General features: G+C 69.2%; 17 protein-coding genes. 14 read left to right on the top strand and 3 right to left on the bottom strand.

Translation table 11 applies throughout. The features are described 5' to 3' along the window. From ispG to AD72_RS32575, 10 genes are all read left to right on the top strand, one after another. Positions 1–817, top strand: an 817-nt coding sequence (ispG, locus tag AD72_RS32620; protein WP_031470497.1) for a flavodoxin-dependent (E)-4-hydroxy-3-methylbut-2-enyl-diphosphate synthase, incomplete at its 5' end; no start/stop codon positions are given. 279 nt (positions 818–1,096) lie between these two features. Then, the gene (locus AD72_RS36925) at positions 1,097–2,188 is read left to right on the top strand and encodes a hypothetical protein (protein ID WP_051899260.1); all 1,092 of its coding nucleotides are present in this window, start codon (positions 1,097–1,099) and stop codon (positions 2,186–2,188) included. A 9-nt stretch (positions 2,189–2,197) separates the two neighbouring features. Beyond that, positions 2,198–2,830, top strand: a complete 633-nt coding sequence (locus tag AD72_RS32610; RefSeq protein WP_031470495.1) for an EndoU domain-containing protein — start codon at positions 2,198–2,200, stop codon at positions 2,828–2,830. 9 nt (positions 2,831–2,839) lie between these two features. After that, positions 2,840–4,189 carry an MFS transporter gene (locus AD72_RS32605; RefSeq protein WP_051899259.1) on the top strand — a complete coding sequence of 450 codons (1,350 nt, stop codon included), beginning with the start codon at positions 2,840–2,842 and terminating at the stop codon, positions 4,187–4,189. Beyond that, complete coding sequence (gene dgoD / locus AD72_RS32600; RefSeq protein WP_031470493.1) at positions 4,186–5,331, top strand: galactonate dehydratase; 1,146 nt, start codon at positions 4,186–4,188, stop codon at positions 5,329–5,331. The genes AD72_RS32605 and dgoD overlap by 4 nt, the downstream gene beginning before the upstream one ends. Positions 5,332–5,424: 93 nt before the next feature. Further along, positions 5,425–6,006, top strand: coding sequence for a helix-turn-helix domain-containing protein (locus AD72_RS32595; protein WP_031470492.1), 582 nt, complete (start codon positions 5,425–5,427; stop codon positions 6,004–6,006). 38 nt (positions 6,007–6,044) lie between these two features. After that, the gene (locus tag AD72_RS32590; RefSeq protein WP_031470491.1) at positions 6,045–7,523 is read left to right on the top strand and encodes an oligopeptide:H+ symporter; all 1,479 of its coding nucleotides are present in this window, start codon (positions 6,045–6,047) and stop codon (positions 7,521–7,523) included. A gap of 15 nt (positions 7,524–7,538) precedes the next feature. Continuing rightward, positions 7,539–8,606: an NAD(P)/FAD-dependent oxidoreductase gene (locus tag AD72_RS32585; RefSeq protein WP_031470490.1), complete on the top strand. Its 1,068-nt coding sequence runs from the start codon at positions 7,539–7,541 to the stop codon at positions 8,604–8,606. Positions 8,607–8,634: 28 nt separating this feature from the next. Continuing rightward, entirely contained in the window at positions 8,635–9,102 is a 468-nt protein-coding gene (locus tag AD72_RS32580; protein ID WP_031470489.1) for a MaoC family dehydratase, read from the top strand. Positions 9,103–9,171: 69 nt separating this feature from the next. After that, entirely contained in the window at positions 9,172–9,594 is a 423-nt protein-coding gene (locus AD72_RS32575; RefSeq protein ID WP_031470488.1) for an OsmC family protein, read from the top strand. Positions 9,595–9,781: 187 nt separating this feature from the next. On the opposite strand, the gene AD72_RS32570 is transcribed toward AD72_RS32575, so the two are convergent. Both AD72_RS32570 and AD72_RS32565 read right to left on the bottom strand, forming a co-directional pair. Continuing rightward, a complete protein-coding gene (locus AD72_RS32570) occupies positions 9,782–10,561 on the bottom strand; it encodes an acetoacetate decarboxylase family protein (RefSeq protein ID WP_031470487.1) in 780 nt (259 codons plus the stop codon). Then, positions 10,558–11,556, bottom strand: a complete 999-nt coding sequence (locus tag AD72_RS32565; RefSeq protein WP_197285145.1) for an Lrp/AsnC family transcriptional regulator — start codon at positions 11,554–11,556, stop codon at positions 10,558–10,560. Before AD72_RS32565 ends, AD72_RS32570 begins: the two co-directional genes overlap by 4 nt. A gap of 131 nt (positions 11,557–11,687) precedes the next feature. On the opposite strand from AD72_RS32565, the gene AD72_RS32560 reads away from it, so the two are divergent. The 4 genes from AD72_RS32560 to AD72_RS32545 are packed head-to-tail and all read left to right on the top strand — an operon-like array spanning position 11,688 to position 16,523. Beyond that, positions 11,688–12,983 carry an MFS transporter gene (locus AD72_RS32560; RefSeq protein WP_037348135.1) on the top strand — a complete coding sequence of 432 codons (1,296 nt, stop codon included), beginning with the start codon at positions 11,688–11,690 and terminating at the stop codon, positions 12,981–12,983. 50 nt (positions 12,984–13,033) lie between these two features. Continuing rightward, positions 13,034–14,089: a dipeptidase gene (locus AD72_RS32555; protein WP_197285144.1), complete on the top strand. Its 1,056-nt coding sequence runs from the start codon at positions 13,034–13,036 to the stop codon at positions 14,087–14,089. Next, complete coding sequence (locus tag AD72_RS32550) at positions 14,086–15,273, top strand: amidohydrolase (RefSeq protein WP_031470483.1); 1,188 nt, start codon at positions 14,086–14,088, stop codon at positions 15,271–15,273. Before AD72_RS32555 ends, AD72_RS32550 begins: the two co-directional genes overlap by 4 nt. Then, positions 15,270–16,523: an amidohydrolase gene (locus AD72_RS32545; protein ID WP_031470482.1), complete on the top strand. Its 1,254-nt coding sequence runs from the start codon at positions 15,270–15,272 to the stop codon at positions 16,521–16,523. The genes AD72_RS32550 and AD72_RS32545 overlap by 4 nt, the downstream gene beginning before the upstream one ends. Before the next feature lie 7 nt (positions 16,524–16,530). Here the strand turns inward: AD72_RS32545 and AD72_RS32540 are convergent. Further along, positions 16,531–17,149: HNH endonuclease (locus AD72_RS32540; protein ID WP_037348133.1), on the bottom strand; the 619-nt coding region annotated here is incomplete at its 5' end.

The following is a 17,149-nucleotide window of genomic DNA, read 5'->3' as shown; positions in this document are numbered from 1 at the left end:
GTACGTGTTCGCCGCGATCGAGGCCGGATGCGCGGGAGTACGGGTGAATCCGGGAAATATCAAGAAATTCGACGACCAGGTCGCCGAGATCGCCAAGGCCGCGAAGGAACACGGCACCCCGATCCGGATCGGAGTGAACGCGGGATCGCTTGATCCGCGCCTGCTCGGCAAACACGGCGGGGTCACCCCGGAAGCACTGGTGGAATCCGCACTGTGGGAAGCGAGCCTGTTCGCCGAGCACGACTTCCACGACCTCAAGATCTCCGTCAAACACCACGATCCGGTCACCATGATCACCGCCTATCGGGAACTGGCCGCCCGCTGCGACTATCCGCTGCATCTCGGGGTCACCGAGGCCGGGCCGACCATCCAGGGCACGGTGAAGTCCGCCGCCGCGTTCGGGGTGCTGCTCGCCGAGGGCATCGGGGACACCATCCGCGTCTCGCTTTCCGCACCGCCCGCCGAGGAGGCCAAGATCGGCGCGCAGATACTGCGCTCGTTCGGCCTGCGCCCGCGCAGCCTCGAGATCGTGTCCTGCCCCTCCTGCGGACGTGCCCAGGTCGAGGTGCACAAACTCGCCGAACAGGTGCAGGCCGCCTTCGAGGGATTCCCGTATCCGCTGCGCGTGGCCGTGATGGGCTGCGTGGTGAACGGGCCCGGCGAGGCACGCGATGCCGACCTCGGGGTTTCCTGCGGCAACGGGAAAGGGCAGATCTTCGTCGGCGGGGAGGTACGCAGGACCGTGCCCGAGTCGAAGATCATCGAAACCCTGATCGAGGAGGCCGGCGCCATCGCCGAGGGAACCGGCCCGGGGTGAACCTTGGACCGGCGCCGGGGACCGTGACAGACTGAGCCGGGCCGCGCCGATCGTCCAGGGAGCCGCATGTCGAAGTCACACGGATCCTCCGGTCATTCCGGATCCTCCTCGGGTCACTCCGGGTCATCAACCGGACACTCGGGCTCCTCCGGCCACTCCGGTTCTTCTGGCCACTCGGGTTCCTCCGGCCACTCGGGTTCCTCCGGTCATTCGGGGTCCACTGGTCCCTCGGGCCGCCCCGGTTCGGGGTTCTCCGTCCAGCCACCGGCCCTGGACCGGATGTCGTCCAAACTGGACTCGCTCGGTTCCGAGCTGAGCGGGATCGGTTCCAAACTCGGCGGCGCGCACCCCGGTTCCAATGCGTTCGGTGTGGTCGGCCAGGCCCTCTCCGGGAAGCTGAACGGCGTGTTCTCCAGCGTCGAGCAGCACATCGGCAAGATCAGCGGCGCGGCACAGGGCGCGAGTTCCAAGGTCAAGAAGACCGCGTCCAGCCTGCACGAGAACGAGCAGCACAACAAAGGGCTGTTCAACTCGATCGGCTCCAAGCTCTCCGGCGGCGGCCATTCCGGAGGCGGCGGCCACGGGGGCCGCTCCGGCGGCGGCACGACCCGCTCCGGTCGCCCGGGTGGCGGCGGTGGTGGCGGGCCGATCCGGCGTCCGGGCGGCGGCGGACGGCCCGGAGGAGGCAGCGGACGTCCTGGCGGCGGCGGTGGATATCCCGGCGGCGGACGGCCCGGCGGTGGGTACCCCGGAGGCGGCGGTGGCGGAGGCAGGCGTCCCGGCGGCTACCACCCGTACGCGCGACCGCCCCAGCCCGCACCCCCGCGCCCGCCGATCGATCCGAACGTGCCCGCGTCCACGCACAACCACGTGATCAACGGCGACTACAACGCCAACCAGAACAGGCCGACCGGCGGGCACGTGCTCGGCCCGGACGCCCAGGGCTACCCGAATCCGGACCCCACGAAGTACGGCTACGGGGTGCAGCCGGGCGCGGGCGGCCCGGCGCAGCACAATGGCGTGTACAACATGAACAACCCCACGATCCAGTACGATCCTGCCTACGGCAACCTGTCGAAACCGGGCATGAGCACGATGTTCCCGCAGGGTGTGCCCGGCGAAACGGTCGAGCAGATCGGCAACCAGTCCTGGAACTCCGGGGCGCCGAGCGGCGGACTGCACGGCAACAACAAGTGGTCGGGCTCGACGAACATCCCGCACTATCCGTACCCGCACGGCCCCTATATGCCGGGCGGGCAGAGCCAGCCACCGCCGTATCCCTATGTCGGCGGCAAACCGATCAACATCGAGGGATACTGGAACCCGAACACCGGGCAGTCCTCGACGTACTACCCCTCCCAGAACCAGTAGGTGGCAGCGATGTTCGACATCTCCGAAGGCATCCGGTTCACCCTGGATGAGCATCCCCGGCTGCGGCTCTCCGTGCCCGTCGAGTTGCGCCCGCTCGCCGCCTGGCTGCACACCGACGCGCAGGCGAATCACGGCGTGCTCGTCGAGTTCGGCAAGGGCCTGCGTGCCGCGCAGCTCTCCGGTACCCAGATCATCGGCAACGGCTGGGTGATCCGCCCCGCACCCGAGGGCATCGAGCTGCTGCCCCGGTACACCGGGATGGATTCCTTCTACGTGCCCGATGGCGTGCTGTGGCCGGTACTCGAAGGGATCCAGGGCCTGCTCGGCGGGATCGACCAGCAGCTGCGCGCCGAATTTCCTGCTCCCGCGCACCAGGTGCTGCGCTCGGTCAGCCGGGAACCCGACGGCAGCCTGCGCGATCACACCTACTTCCCGCAGGCACTCAGCGAGCGCGCGGTCGCCGAGGCGGGCCAGCAGGCATGGCAGAGCGAGGAAACGCTCATCGACGAGAGCACCGGGGCCTGGTCCGGATTCTGGCAGGGCATGGAGATCGCCGGTTACTACGATCCGGCGAGCGGCCAGGTGCAGAGCTACTTCCCCGTGATGTCCCCGCTTTCCGGGGTTCCGGCCGCGGCGGGCTGATCCGGCTCCATGGCAGCCACGCACGACCCGGCCCGGAAGATCCGGGTGCGCAACGCGGTCGCGGCGGTGGTCGGCTCGGTACTGGAGTGGTACGACTTCTTCCTGTTCGGCACCTCGGCCGCGCTGGTGTTCAACAAGGTCTTCTTCACCGGGGGTTCGGCGTTCACCGCGACCCTGGCCTCGTTCGCGACGTTCGCGGTCGGGTTCGCCGCCCGCCCGATCGGCGGTCTGGTGCTCGCGCATCTCGGCGACCGCCTCGGGCGCAAACCCGTGCTGTTGCTGACCCTGGTGCTGATGGGCATCGGCACGCTCGCGATCGGGCTGCTTCCCACCTATGCCGAGATCGGCTTCTGGGCGCCCGTGCTGCTCGTGGTGTGCCGCATCCTGCAGGGGTTCGGGGTCGGCGCGGAACTGGGCGGGGCCTATGTGTGGACCAGCGAGAGCGCGAAACCCGCCGACCGCGGTTTCTATGCCGCGCTGCCCGGTGGTGGCGAGTTCGTCGGCGTGATGTGCGCTTCCGGGGCGATGGCCCTGGTCTCCTCGCTGCCCAGGGAACAGTTCCTGGACTGGGGCTGGCGGGTGCCCTATCTCGCCTCGGTGCTCGTGGTGCTCGCCGGTCTGGTGCTGCGGTTCCTGTCCACGGAGAGCGAGGAGTTCACCGAAGCGCTCGCCGAGGGGAAAAAGCGCAAACTGCCGCTGGTCACGGCGGTGCGCGAACACGGGAAGACGATCCTGCTGATGATCGGCGCGGGAACGGCGACCTCGGTGGCCTCCTACTCGATCCAGGGCTATCTGCCCTCCTACACCACCGAGCAGCTGGGGCTCCCGGAGAACACCGCGGTCATCGCGATCACCGCGGCCTCGGCGCTCTCGGTGTTCGGGATTCCGTTCGGTGGCTGGCTTTCCGACCGGCTCGGGCGGCGGCCGCTGATCATCGGCGGCGGGCTCGCGATCGCGGTGTTCGTGCTCCCGTTCTGGCTGCTCGTGGGCACCCGGACGGTGCCGCTGATCGTGCTGGCCGTCTGCGTCGGCTTCGCCCTGCTGCTGAACTCGCTGATCTTCGGTCCGACCGGGGCGTTCTTCGCCGAACTGCTGCCGACCGAGGTGCGCTACACGGGGCTCGTGCTGGCCCGCGAGGTGAACGCGGTGCTGTTCGCGGGCACCGCCCCGTTCATGGCGACCCTGCTGGTGCACCTCGGCGGCGGCAGCCCGTGGTGGCTCGCCGGATACATGGCGCTTTCCGGCGTGGTCACCGCGGTTTCGGTGCTGCGGCTGCGGGAAACGGCGCCCCGTGTCCTGGCCCGCGCGGCGGCGGGGAAGACTGGGAGCGCGAGACCGCACAGGGAGGGCATCCGATGAAGATCACCGCACTCGAGACCTACTCCGTCGCGCCCCGCTGGCTGTTCCTCGCGGTGCGCACCGACGAGGGGATCACCGGCTGGGGCGAACCGGTCATCGAAGGGCGCAGCGCCACCGTGGCCGCCGCGGTCGAGGAACTGGCCGACTACCTGGTCGGCACCGACCCGTTCCGCATCGAGGATCACTGGCAGGTGCTCAGCAAGGGCGGTTTCTACCGCGGCGGGCCGGTGCTGTCCAGCGCGGTGGCCGGGATCGATCAGGCATTGTGGGACATCAAGGGCAAAGCGCTCGGGGTGCCGGTGTACGAACTGCTCGGCGGGGCGGTGCGGGACCGGATGCGCACCTATTCCTGGATCGCGGGCGACGAACCGAGCCGCATCGCCGATCACGCGCGCGAACGCATCGAGCAGGGCTTCGACGCGATCAAGATGAACGCGACAGGGCGGATGCGCCAGCTGGAGTCGAAAGCCGAGCTGGAGGCGCTGATCGGGCGGGTCGCGGCGGTGCGCGAGGCCATCGGGGACACGAACGACATCGCCATCGACTTCCACGGGCGCCTGTCCCCCGCGCTGGCCCGCGAGGCCTGCCGGCTGCTCGAACCGCTGCACCCGCTGTTCGTCGAGGAGCCCATCGTTCCCGAGCTCACCGCCGATCTGCCGCGGATCTGCGCGGGAACCACGGTCCCGATCGCCACCGGGGAACGGCTCTATTCCCGCTGGGATTTCCGCGAGGTGCTCGGTTCCGGGATGGCCGTCGCGCAGCCGGATCTCTCGCACGCGGGCGGGATCTCCGAGGTGCGCCGGATCGCCGCGATGGCCGAGGCGCACGGGGTCGCGCTCGCCCCGCACTGCCCGCTCGGCCCGATCGCCTTCGCCGCCTGCCTGCACGTGGACTTCACCAGTGCCAACGCGCTGATCCAGGAGACCAGCCTCGGTATCCACTACAACGTCGGCTCGGATCTGCTCGACTATCTGGTGGACGCGAGCGTCTTCGACTTCTCCGCGAGCCACATCGAACTGCTCACCGGCCCCGGACTGGGCATCGAGGTGGACGAGGCCGCGGTGCGCAAGGCCGCCGAGGACGGTCCGCGCTGGCGCAATCCGGTGTGGCGCAACGCGGACGGCTCGTTCACCGAGTGGTGACCGCGTTCGATGTGACTGTTCAGTATTGACGCACAAGTTTTGTCACACTAAATTCGGTTACCGTCGTTGCCGCCCGAGCGAACGGAGCGCCGGATGTCCGAGGAGTTCGCGGGATCCCTCGCTGCCGTCGGCGCCGAACTGCGGCAGCGGCGTACCGCGGCCGGATACACGCTGCGCGAGCTGGCCGCGGCCGCGGAGTTGTCCCCCGGGTTTCTCTCCCTGGTCGAGCGGGGCTCCTGTTCGCTCTCACTGACCTCGCTGTTCGCCGTGTGCCGCGCGCTGGAGATCGATCCCGCCGAGCTGCTGCACTCCGGGCGGCAACCAGGCCCGGCGGCGAAACCCTATGCGGTGGGCACGAAAGGCTGCCCGGACCGGCCCGATGTGGTCGTCGGGGAGCGCAGTTTCCGGGTGCTTTCCGAATCCTTCGCCGACCGCGGGATGGAACCGCTGCTCATGCGGGTCGCACCGACCAGCACCCCGGCCCCGCCGACCCAGCACGAGGGTGAGGAGTTCGGCTATCTGCTCAGCGGGCGGCTTCTGTTCACAGTGGACGGTGAGGAGTTCGAGCTCAATCCCGGTGACCACATTCATCTTTCCTCGGGCGTACCGCATTCGCTGGTCAATCCCGGTGGACCCGCCGAGGCGCTGTGGGTGGTGTCCCGGCGGCTGTTCTGAGTCCAGCACACCAGGAAACCCTGCGCAAAGGAGCGCATATGGTGCTACGGAACGACATCAGCCGGACCGAACGGACCTTTCTCGGGCATCCGCGCGGGCTGGCCACGCTGTTCCTCACCGAGGCGTGGGAACGGTTCTCCTACTACGGCATGCGCGCGGTGCTGCTGTACTACCTCTACGACCACGTGGCCAACGGCGGACTCGGGCTCTCCACCGCGACCGCCGCCTCGATCGTCTCGGTCTACGGTGCCGCGGTGTACATGTCCGGGGTGCTCGGCGGCTGGCTGGCCGACCGGGTGCTCGGCTCGCGGCTGGCGATCCTCTCCGGTGGGCTGCTCATCATGGGCGGGCACATCGCGCTGGCCATTCCCGGTGGCCTGGCGATGTTCTTCACCTCGATGGCGCTGATCGTGCTCGGCACCGGACTGTTGAAGACGAACGCCTCCAGTGTGCTCGGCGAGCTCTACGCGGACCAGGACAGCCGCCGCGATGCCGGATTCAGCCTGTTCTACATGGGGATCAACCTCGGCGCCTTCATCGCGCCCTATGTGGTCGGCACCCTCGGGCAGACCGTCGGCTACCACGTGGGATTCGCCGCGGCCGCGGTCGGCATGGCCTTCGGGATCGTCCAGTACGTGCTCGGTGCGCGGTGGCTGGGAAACGCGGGAAAACGGGTGCCGCATCCCTTGCACGGCACGGAATTACGCAAGGCGCTCGGCCGGATCGCGCTCTGCCTCGCCGGTCTGGCCGCGGTCACCCTGATCTTCTTCCGGATCACCGGTTTCGCGGTGGACGGGATCGTGAACCTGATCTCGGTGCTCGCCATCCTCGTTCCGCTGGCCTACTTCGTGGTTCTGTTGCGCAGCAAGCGAATCAGCGGAGTGGAGCGGTCCAGGGTGCGCGCCTTCGTTCCGCTGTTCGTGGCGGCGGTGGCCTTCTGGATCGTGGACGAGCAGGGCGCGACCGTGCTGGCCACCTTCGCCGACAAGCGCACCGACCGGGTCATCGGCGGTTTCGAGATCCCCGCCTCCTGGTTCCAGTCGATCAACCCGATCGCCACCCTGATCTGGGCGCCGGTGCTCGCCTTCCTGTGGATGAAGCTCGGCAGCAGGCAACCGCGCACCCCGACCAAGTTCGCCATCGGCCTCGCGCTGACCGGAATGTCCTTCGTGATCATGGCGATTCCCGGGCTGCTGCACGGAACCCGCGCACCGGCGAGCCCGTTCTGGTTGCTGGCCAGCTTCATCGTGCTGCTCGCGGGCGCGGTGTGCCTCTCCCCGGTCGGCCTCGCGGTGACCACCAAACTCGCCCCGCGGGCTTATGCCGCGCAGCTGATGAGCCTGTGGATGATGTCCGATTCCGCGGCCCAGGGCATCAACGCCCAGCTGGTCAAGCTCTACAGCCCGGAAACCGAGATCGGTTACTTCCTCGCGCACGGCGCGGGGGAACTGCTCATCGCCGCGGGAATGCTGGCCATCGGCGGCTGGGTGCACCGCAATATGGCAGGCGTGAACTAGAGAAGGAGGCAGTACATGAACGCAAGCGAGGTCATCGTGCTCGGGGGCGGCGTGTTCGGCGCGGCGACCGCGTACGAGCTCGCCCGTTCCGGTGCGCGCACCACACTGGTGGACGCGGAACTGGACGGGCGGGCCACCTCGGCGGGCGCGGGGATCGTGTGCCCGTGGACGAGCCGGGTGGAGGACGAGCACTGGTACCGGATGGCCCGCGCGGGAGCGGAACGCTATCCGGAGCTGCTCGCCGAGCTCACCGAACTGGGCGCGGGGGATATCGGCTACCGCAGGGTCGGGGCGCTGTGCCCGGTCGAGCCCGGAGACCGGGACCGGCTCATGACCCGGTTGCGCCCTCGGCTCGAGGACGCGAACGCGCACGGCGCGGTGACCGAACTCGAGGCGGGCGAGGCTACGCGGCTGTTTCCCCCGTTGCGCCCCGATCTTCCCGCCGTGCACATTCCCGGTGCGGCGCGGGTGGACGGGCGGCTGCTGCGCTCGGCGCTGTGCCAGGCGGCGGGCGCGCTCGGCACCCGAATCGTGCGGGGTACCGGGAAACCGCGGCTGACCGGCGACAAGGTCGACGGGGTCACCGTGGACGGCGAATTCCATCCGTGCGCGAAACTGGTCGTCGCGGCAGGCGTGTGGACACAGCCACTGCTCGCCGAACTGGGCGCCCCGCTGCCGGGAAGCCAGCAACGCGGCCAGATCCTGCACCTGCGCCTGGCCGGGGCGCCGACCGGCGACTGGCCGGTGCTGCTCCCCGAGGGCGGGCACTACATGGTCAGCTTCGACGACTCCCGGGTCGTCGTCGGGGCGACAAGGGAACCGGGTGACTGGCTCGAACTCGCGGCCACCGCGGACGGGCTCGCCGAACTGCTCGGGTTCGCGCTCGGTATCGCCCCGGGGCTCGGCCCGGCGACGCATATCGAGACCCGGGTCGGCTATCGCCCGATGAGCCCGGAAACGCTGCCCCAGTTCGGCCCGGTTCCCGGGCATCCCGGGGTCTTCCACGCCACCGGGCTCGGCGCCTCCGGGCTCACCCTCGGGCCCTATCTGGGGCGCGAGCTCGCCGAACTGGTGCTCGGCTAGGGTCGTGGCAGCGGGCGAAAGGGAGACCATGACGGCATTCAGCACCCCCATCCACGAACGCTATTTCGAGGACTACGTTCCCGGATCCTGTTACGAGTTCGGCGAAGCCTCGGTGGACGAAACCCAGATCATCGAGTTCGCCAGGGAATACGATCCGCAGTCCTTCCACACCGATCCGGAAGCGGCGGCGAGCGGCCCCTTCGGCGGGCTGATCGCGAGCGGCTGGCAGACCGCGGCGCTGATGATGCGCCTGTTCGCCACGCACTATCTGTCCAGCGTGGCCAGCCTGGGCGGTCCGGGAGTCGACGAACTGCGCTGGCTGCGTCCGGTCCGGCCGGGCGATTCGCTGCGGTTGCGGGTGACGGTGCTGGAGGCGAATCCCTCGAAGTCCAAACCGGACCGGGGACTCGTGCGCACCCGCGCGGAACTGCTGGACCCGGAAGGCGAACCGGTGTTCAGCGCGATCGTGCTCAACTTCCTGCTCCGCAGGACATAGCCACAGCCTGCTCCGCAGGACATAAGCCAGGCCGCTGAAACAACGCCGCTGAAACAACAAGGAGAAGACATGGCAGAGGACACCAAGCGTTCGGTGCACATCGAGCGGACCGCGTTCGGCCGGTACCGGGCGAGCAATGTGCGCGGCGGGGAACTCGAATTCGGTTCCGGGGAGGACACCGACTTCACCCCGGTCGAGCTGCTGCTCGCCGCGCTCGGTGGCTGCGGGGCGATCGACGTCGACTTCATCACCGCGCGGCGCGCCGAACCCGAATCCTTCACCGTGACCGTCTCCGGGGACAAGATCCACGATGAGCACGGCAACCACGTCACCAATCTGGATGTGCACTTCCAGGTGGCCTTTCCCGACGGCGAGGCCGGGGATGCGGCCCGGGAGCGCCTGCCGCAGGCGATCACCCAGTCACACGAGCGGCTGTGCACCGTCTCGCGCACCATCGAACTGGGCACCCCGGTCAACGCGCACGGCGATTAGGGCGCGTCTGACGATCCCATAGCCTGCTGCGCGGGGCCAGCGCGGCGCCTCGCTGCGAAGGCGCGCAATCACCATGGCTGCCGCTATGACTCAATCCTCCGCCTTGCTGATCTCGGGCGCGGGTGCCCCGCAGGGGCACCGCCGATCTGCCTCCCGCTCGCGACGGCAGTGGATTATCAGGCACACCCTAGGTTCCCGGCACCCCGAGGGTGGGGATCTCGGTGACCTGGTCCAGATAGGTGCCGTAGCCGACCCGCAGTCCGGTGTGCCCGCGCGCGGCCCACACGTGCTCGCGCACCGGAAGCAGGTGCAGTGGATCGGCACCGGACGCGGTGAGTTCCACGCGCGCATCGAGCCCGGTGACCCCGCTCTGCCCGGAGAACTCGAACGGGATGCGCACCAGGTGGTTCACGTCGAAGCCCTGCCCGGTCGCGCTCGGGATCAGTTTGAGGCTGAGCTGGTTGGTGAACCAGTCCGGCACGAGTTCGGCTGCCTGGCCGGTGTCCTCGGCCTCGATGCGCACGATCGGAATCCCCGCGGTGGTCAGGATCTCGGCGGAAGAGCGCTGCCCGGTGCGGTCCAGCAGCACCCGCTGCGCCTGCTTTTTGGGCAGCCCGAACAGTTCCCGCCCGGTGAAGCCGTGGTTGAGCCCGGCGATGTAGGACACCAGCGGATACGCGCCAGCTTCCCCGGAACGCGCGCAACGCACGCACACCCCGCCCTGTTCGTAGCTGGGCAGCTCACCGACGAGTTCCCCATCGCGTTCGAAGCTGGCGGACAGGAACCGGGCGACCCAGATCAGCACCTCGGCCTCGCCGTCGCGGCGCAAGGGCGGCGGCAGCAGCGAATCGACGACCCCGGCATCGGTGCGGTAGACGACGGTCAGCCAGTCGAGGCTGGCCCGCTCGGTGCCGACGGCGTAGAGCGGGGCGAACGCGGGCATCGCGCTCGCGGAAGGGACGGTCATGTCTGCTCCTTGGTCAGTTCGCCTGCCCGTTTCAGGGTGCGCAGTTCCAGGGTCAGGTCGATATCGCGCACCCCGGGAAGCGCGCCGAGCACGGTGGTGAGGAATTCGTAGAGCTGTGCGTAGTCGCGGACCGCGATCTCCCCGCACAGGTTGAATTCCCCGGTCGTCGCGGCGAGCAGCAGCACGGAACTGTGCCCGGCAAGCGCCTGCCCGACCGTGGTCAGCCGCGAGGGATCGATGCGCACCCACAGCAGCGCGCGCACCGCGAGCCCGAAGAGGCCGGGATCCACGACCGCGCGCATCCGCAGCAGCCCGCGGTGCATCAGCTCATCGGCCCTGCGCCGCGCGGTCCGTTCCATCACCCCGGCGCGCGCGGCGACATCCACCCAGCGCATGCGCCCATCGGCCTGCAGGGCGGCGACGATCTCCTCGTCCACCTCGGTGAGCGTGCCGACCTGGCCCGCCTGCTCGCTGTGGTCCCAGCGATCCGCGCGGCTACCGCGCAGCCTGCGCACCGCGTCCTGGCCGAGCACCCCGCTGTCCCAGCCGTGCGCGGTGGCGAACCGGCGGATCACCACGTGGCTGCTCGATCCGGTCACTCCCTGCATTCCGCCGAGCCGTTCGTAGGCGAGTTCGGCGAGCTGACCGGAATCAGCGATGACCACCTCGGCCATGCAGTCCACGGTGCCGGAGAGCAGATGCGCCATCCACACCTCGGAGCGCCCGGCCAGCTCGGCGGCCACGGTCGGCGCGGTGCCCGGGGTGCAGGAGACCCGCATCAGCACCGGGGTGCCGCGCCCGGCGGCGATCACGTCCAGGGTGCCGAGTACCTTGACCACGCCGCGTGAGCACAATCGCGCACCACGGCGCGCGACGGTCGATTCCGGAATGCCGAGGACCTGCGCGATCAGCCCCCAGCTCGCCCGCGGATGCAGCACGAGCGCGGCCGCGATGCGCCGGTCCACCGGGTCGGCGGGTCGTTCTCGCTCACCCAAGAGTTGTCCGCTTCCGCTCAATCATTGAACTGAAATAGTCGATCTTTCCCGATGTGATTTCGACTATGGCGACGTATACCCACATTAGCGCATGCTCATGGCCAGTCCGCAAGACCAACCGAGGAGGAACCATGGCGGCCGGACTCTTCGCACGGCCCGCCCGGTCGCAACCGGAATCGAGGCGTGCACGTGCGGTGATCGCGGGCACGATCGGCAATTTCGTGGAGTGGTACGACTGGGCGCTCTACGGGCTGATGTTCCCGTTCTTCGCGGGCCAGTTGTTCCCCGGAACCGATACATCCTCGCGGATCTCGGCGCTCTCGGTGCTCGCGATCTCGTTCCTGATGCGCCCGGTCGGTGCCGCCGTACTCGGGGCCTACGGGGACCGCAAGGGCCGCAAATCCGGGCTGGCGGCGACGATCCTGCTGATGGGCGGTTCGAGCCTGCTGTTCGCGGTCGTGCCCAGTTACGCGGCCGCGGGCTGGCTCGCCCCCGCGCTGGTGATCCTGGCCCGGTTCGGCCAGGGCATCGCGACCGGCGGGGAGTACGGCGCCTCCTCCGCCTATCTCACCGAGTGGGCGAAACCGGGCAGGCGCGCGTTCACCGCCTCCTTCCAGCAGGTCTGCGTCGGACTCGGGGTGCTCGGCGCCTCGGCCTCGGTGACCATTCTCTCCGCGCTGCTCTCCGATACCGCGATGCACGACTGGGGCTGGCGTATCCCGTTCGCGATCGGCGCGGTCGCCGGGCTTGTCGGGCTGTGGCTGCGGTCCAAGGTCGCCGAGCCGGAGCCGTACCAGAACCTGGAACGCAGCGGAACCGTGGAGCACGCCCCGCTGCGCGAGATGCTCGGCGCGCACCGCAAGGCCGCGCTACTGCTCGGCGGGCTCTCCCTTTCCGGGTTCGTCACCTATTACATGTGGCTGACCTATCTGCCCTCCTACGCCAACATCACCACCGGGATCGACAAGGCATCGGCCTCGCTGACCAACACCATCGGGCTCGCCGTGTTCGCGGTCGTACTGCCGTTCATCGCGATCCTCTCCGACCGGATCGGACGCAAACCCACCCTGCTCATCTATTCGGTCGGCACCGTGCTGCTCGCCTACCCACTGCTGACCGGATTGACCGGCGGGTTCGGGAACCTGTTGCTGATCGGCACCGCGGGGTTGCTGTTGCAGGCGTTCAGCAGCGCCACCCTCACCCCGCTGTACGCCGAGCTGTTCCCCGCGCGGGTGCGCACGGTCGGGATCGCGCTGCCGTACGCGGTGTGCGGGGCACTGTTCGCCGGGACCGCACCGCTGATCATGGAGGCCTTCGCGGACGCGCAGATCAACTGGGCCGCCCCGGTGTACGTGATCGCCGTCGCGCTGGTCACCACGGTCGTGGTGTGGCGAATGCCCGAGACCAAGGACAGGAGCCTGGCATGAGTCGCTTGCTGAGCCCGTTCGACAGCGTGCCCCGACAGCTTGGGAGTGTCATGAGTCAAGGATCCGTTCCGCCGCAACCGGTCGTCCCGCTGGCCACCGATCGCGACCGGGTGGCGTCCCCGGCCCCGGAACTGAGCAGCGGACAGCGCGAGCGGCTGGCCGACATCCTGGCCGGGCCGACGGTTTCGCTGCACGATCACCCCGTGCGGCTGCCCGATCCGCTCAACGAGCGCAGCTGGGTCCGGTTCGCCGATTCCGGGCAGGTGTTCCTCGGCGAGACCGGACTGTCCACGGTGTTCGCCAGCAAGCTCGCCGGCGGAACCCTGGACGAGGCGGTCGCCTTCGGTACCGCGGTGACCGCACAACAGAACAGCGGCACGACCGTACTCGGTGCGCTGGAGGACCTCGGACCGATCGGTACCGAGCTGCGCGGCCTCGATGCCTTGTACGGCGCGGGAATCCGGTGTGCCGGGCTGGCCTACAACACCGGTACCGCGCTCGCCGGTGGGCTCGGTCAGGACCCGGATCCCGGTCTGAGCCCGGTCGGCAGGGACGCGGTGCGCGCCATGGAGGAACTCGGCATGCTCGTGGACCTCGCGCACGTCGGGGACCGGTCGAGCATCGAGGCGGCGCGGATGGCCACCCGTCCCCTGGTGATCAGTCATGCGGGTGCGCGCACGGTGTGGCCGACCCCGCGGATGAAACCGGACGAGGTGCTGCGCGCGGTCGCCTCGACCGGCGGCCTGATCGGGATCGAGGCCGCACCGGGCAGCACCCGCAGCAGGGCGAGCAGTGGTGACCACGACCTCGACGATGTGATGCACCACCTCGAATACTGCGCCGAACTGATCGGCATCGAACACGTCGCGCTCGGCCCGGACACCTTCTTCGGCGACCATCTCGGGCTCTACGCGGCCGCGGGCTGGCCACGTCCCTCGGCGAGCGGAATGCCCGCGCTGGACATCGAATTCGTCGCCGGAATGGAGAACCCGGCCGAGGCGATCCCGAACGCGGCCGCCTGGCTGATCGCGCACGGCTGGGCCGATGCCGACATCGCCGCGATCGTCGGCGGCAATGCCGCACGTCTGTGGGAAGGAGTCCGGTGAACGCCACGGCGCACACCGCCATCGATGCGAGCATCGAAGAGAACCGGAAGGCGCTCACCGAACTGAGCCTCGATCTGCACGCCACTCCCGAGCTCGCGCTCGCCGAGAAATACGCGGCGGGCCGGCTGACCGGGCTGCTCGAGGAACACGAATTCCAGGTCACCCGCGGGATCGCGGAGCTGCCGACCGCGTTCCGCGCCGAGTCCGGATCCGGATCCCCGCGCATCGCCTTTCTGTGCGAGTACGATGCGCTCCCGGACATCGGGCACGGCTGCGGGCACAACCTGATCGCCACCGGCGGCCTGGCAGCGGGGATCGCGGCCGCGCGGGCCAGGCAGGCCGCCGGGCTGGACGGGACCGTCTGCGTGATCGGCACTCCCGGCGAGGAGGGGGCGGGCGGCAAGATCACCGAACTCGAGGCGGGCGTGTTCGCCGACATCGACGCCGCGCTGATGTTCCACCCCGGCGATCGCACCGTGCCGATCCGGCATGCCACCGCCGCGCAGTCGATCACCGTGGAATACCACGGAATCGCCGCGCACGCCGCGGGTTCCCCGCAGGACGGGCGCAGTGCGCTCGCCGCGCTCATCCAGCTGTTCGTGGCCGTGGACACGATGCGCCAGTTCGTCCCGGAGACCGTGCGGATGCACGGGGTCATCACCGAGGGCGGGCAGGCACCGAACGTCGTTCCCGAGTACGCCAGCGGGAAATTCCAGATCCGGGACATCTCCAGCGAGTCCGTCGTGGAACTGGTCGAGCGCTTCAACGAGGCCGCGCACGGTACCGCCGCGGCGACCGGCACCAAGGTGGAGCTGACCTACGGGCCGCTCTACGCCGAGCGCAAGAACAACCACCCACTCGCCTACCGGGTCGCCGATTATCTTCGCGGCCAGGGGATCCCGGTCTCCGAACCGGTGCTGCGCGGAGGAACCGGTTCCTCGGACATCGGGAACGTGAGCCTGGAACTGCCCGCCATCCACCCGTATCTGGCGATCATGCCGGAGGGAACGGCGAGCCATTCCCGGGCGATGACCGAATACGCGGCGACCGATTCGGCACACACCTCGATGTTCGCGATGGCACGGGCACTGGCCTACGCGGGCGCCGATCTGCTCGCCGATCCGGGTTTCCTCGCGCACGTGCGGCAGGATTTCGCCACCAGAGAACCGGACTACCCGCGATGACCGAACTGCACGCACTGCGCAGGCGGTTGCACGCCTATCCGGAGACCGGGTTCACCGAGATCGTCACGGCGGCCACGGTGCTCGGGGAACTGCGCGCGGCGGGCATCGAACCGCGCTACGGCGAGCAGGTGTGCACGGTCGAGGGACTGGGCGGTCTGCCCGATGCGGCCGAGCTCGCCGCCGCACGCGAACGGGCCGCCGCTCAGGGCGTGGCACCGGACCTGATCGACGCGCTTTCCGGTGGCCGCACCGGAATCCTCGCCGAGGTGCACGGCAACCATCCGGGTCCGGTGCTCGGAATCCGGTTCGATATGGACGCGCTCCCGGTCACCGAATCCGATGAGGCGGCGCATTTCCCCGCGGCGCAGGGGTTCGCCTCGACGCGGGCGGGCCTGATGCACGCCTGCGGGCACGACGGGCACACCGCGATCGGGGTGGAACTGGGCCGCAGGCTCGCCGCCGATCCGGATTTCCCGGGCACCGTGCGGCTGCTGTTCCAGCCCGCGGAGGAAGGCGTGCGCGGGGCCCGTGCACTCGTCGAAGCCGGGGCGTGCAACGGAATCGACACGATGCTCGCGCTGCATCTGGGGCTGGGCCTGGAAGTGGGCACCGTCGCCGCGACCGCACGGGGCATGCTCGCCACGGTGAAACTGCGGGTGCGGCTCACCGGGCGCGCCGCGCATGCCGCGCTCGCCCCCAACGAGGGCCGCAACGCATTGCTCGCCGCGACCCACGCGGCGAACGCTTTGCACGCCATGCCACCGATCCCGGGCATCGCGACCCGGGTCAACGTGGGCACCCTGCGCGCGGGCACCGCCGCCAACATCGTGCCCGAGCACGCCGAACTCGGCATGGAACTGCGCGCCGAAACCACCGGGGCATGTGCCGAGCTGATCGAGCGCGCGCGGACCATCCTCGAGGGCGCCGCACACATGCACGGTGTCGAGCTCGAGATCGCCGAGACCGGGAAAGCCACCGTTGCCGTGCACGACGAGGCCGTGTGCGCCGGGATCATCGCCGCCGCGCAGGCCACCGCGGGTGTGCGCGAATGCCTTGCCGAGGCGCCGATGTCCGCGAGCGACGACGCCACCCTGCTGATCGACGCGGTCCGCGAACAGGGTGGGGCTGGGGCGTATTTCCTTGTGGGGGCGGACAATCCGGCGCCGCACCACCACGGTCGCTTCGACATCGACGAGCGCAGCCTGCCGATCGCCGCCGAGCTGTTGGAACGGTTCGTCCGAGCGCGCTGAGTGCTCTTCAGCCAGGTGTGCTGGTGTATTGGCGTCCGGTGGGTGTGGTGATGGTGAGCTGGGCGGTGGTGGGGTGGAGTTGGTGTTTCCAGTCGGGGATGCGTTTCAACTTGTGGTCGAGTCGGCAGAGGCCTTGGAGGTTGGCGGGGTCGGTGCGGCCGTGGTCGCGGTGCCATTGTTTGACGTGGTCGATCTCGAGGATGGGTCGCCCGCATCCGGGTGTTCGGCAGTGCCGATCGCGGGCGTGGACGAAATCGCGTTGACGCCGGGAGGGCCGGTAGCGGTTGCGGCCCAGGCCTTGTACTACGCCGGTATCGGGGTCGGTGAGGACTTTGCGCACCACGTTGTTGGGGTCGGCGAGTAGACGGTGGGCGATGTGTGCGGGGAGTTCGCCCATCCCGTCGATGGTCGCGGTGTCTTCGGATAGGTGTAGTGCGGTGCCGAGGGGCACGTGCACGTTCACCACCGTGTGTACCGGTGGGTGATCGTCACCGCGGCCGAGGAGCAGGTCGGTGAACACGTCGGCGCGGATTTGTTCCTGGGTGCGGGTGTCTCCGCGGTGTTTGATCGCCCGCGCGAGGTCCCAGATCCGCGCCTGGCATGCACGAGCGTCCTCGGTGGGGATC

It is taken from the genome of Sciscionella sediminilitoris, from assembly GCF_000737195.2.
GTDB lineage: Bacteria > Actinomycetota > Actinomycetes > Mycobacteriales > Pseudonocardiaceae > Sciscionella > Sciscionella sediminilitoris.
Note: the sequence above shows the minus strand (reverse complement) of the source record. Positions and strands in the feature narration are given on the sequence as shown.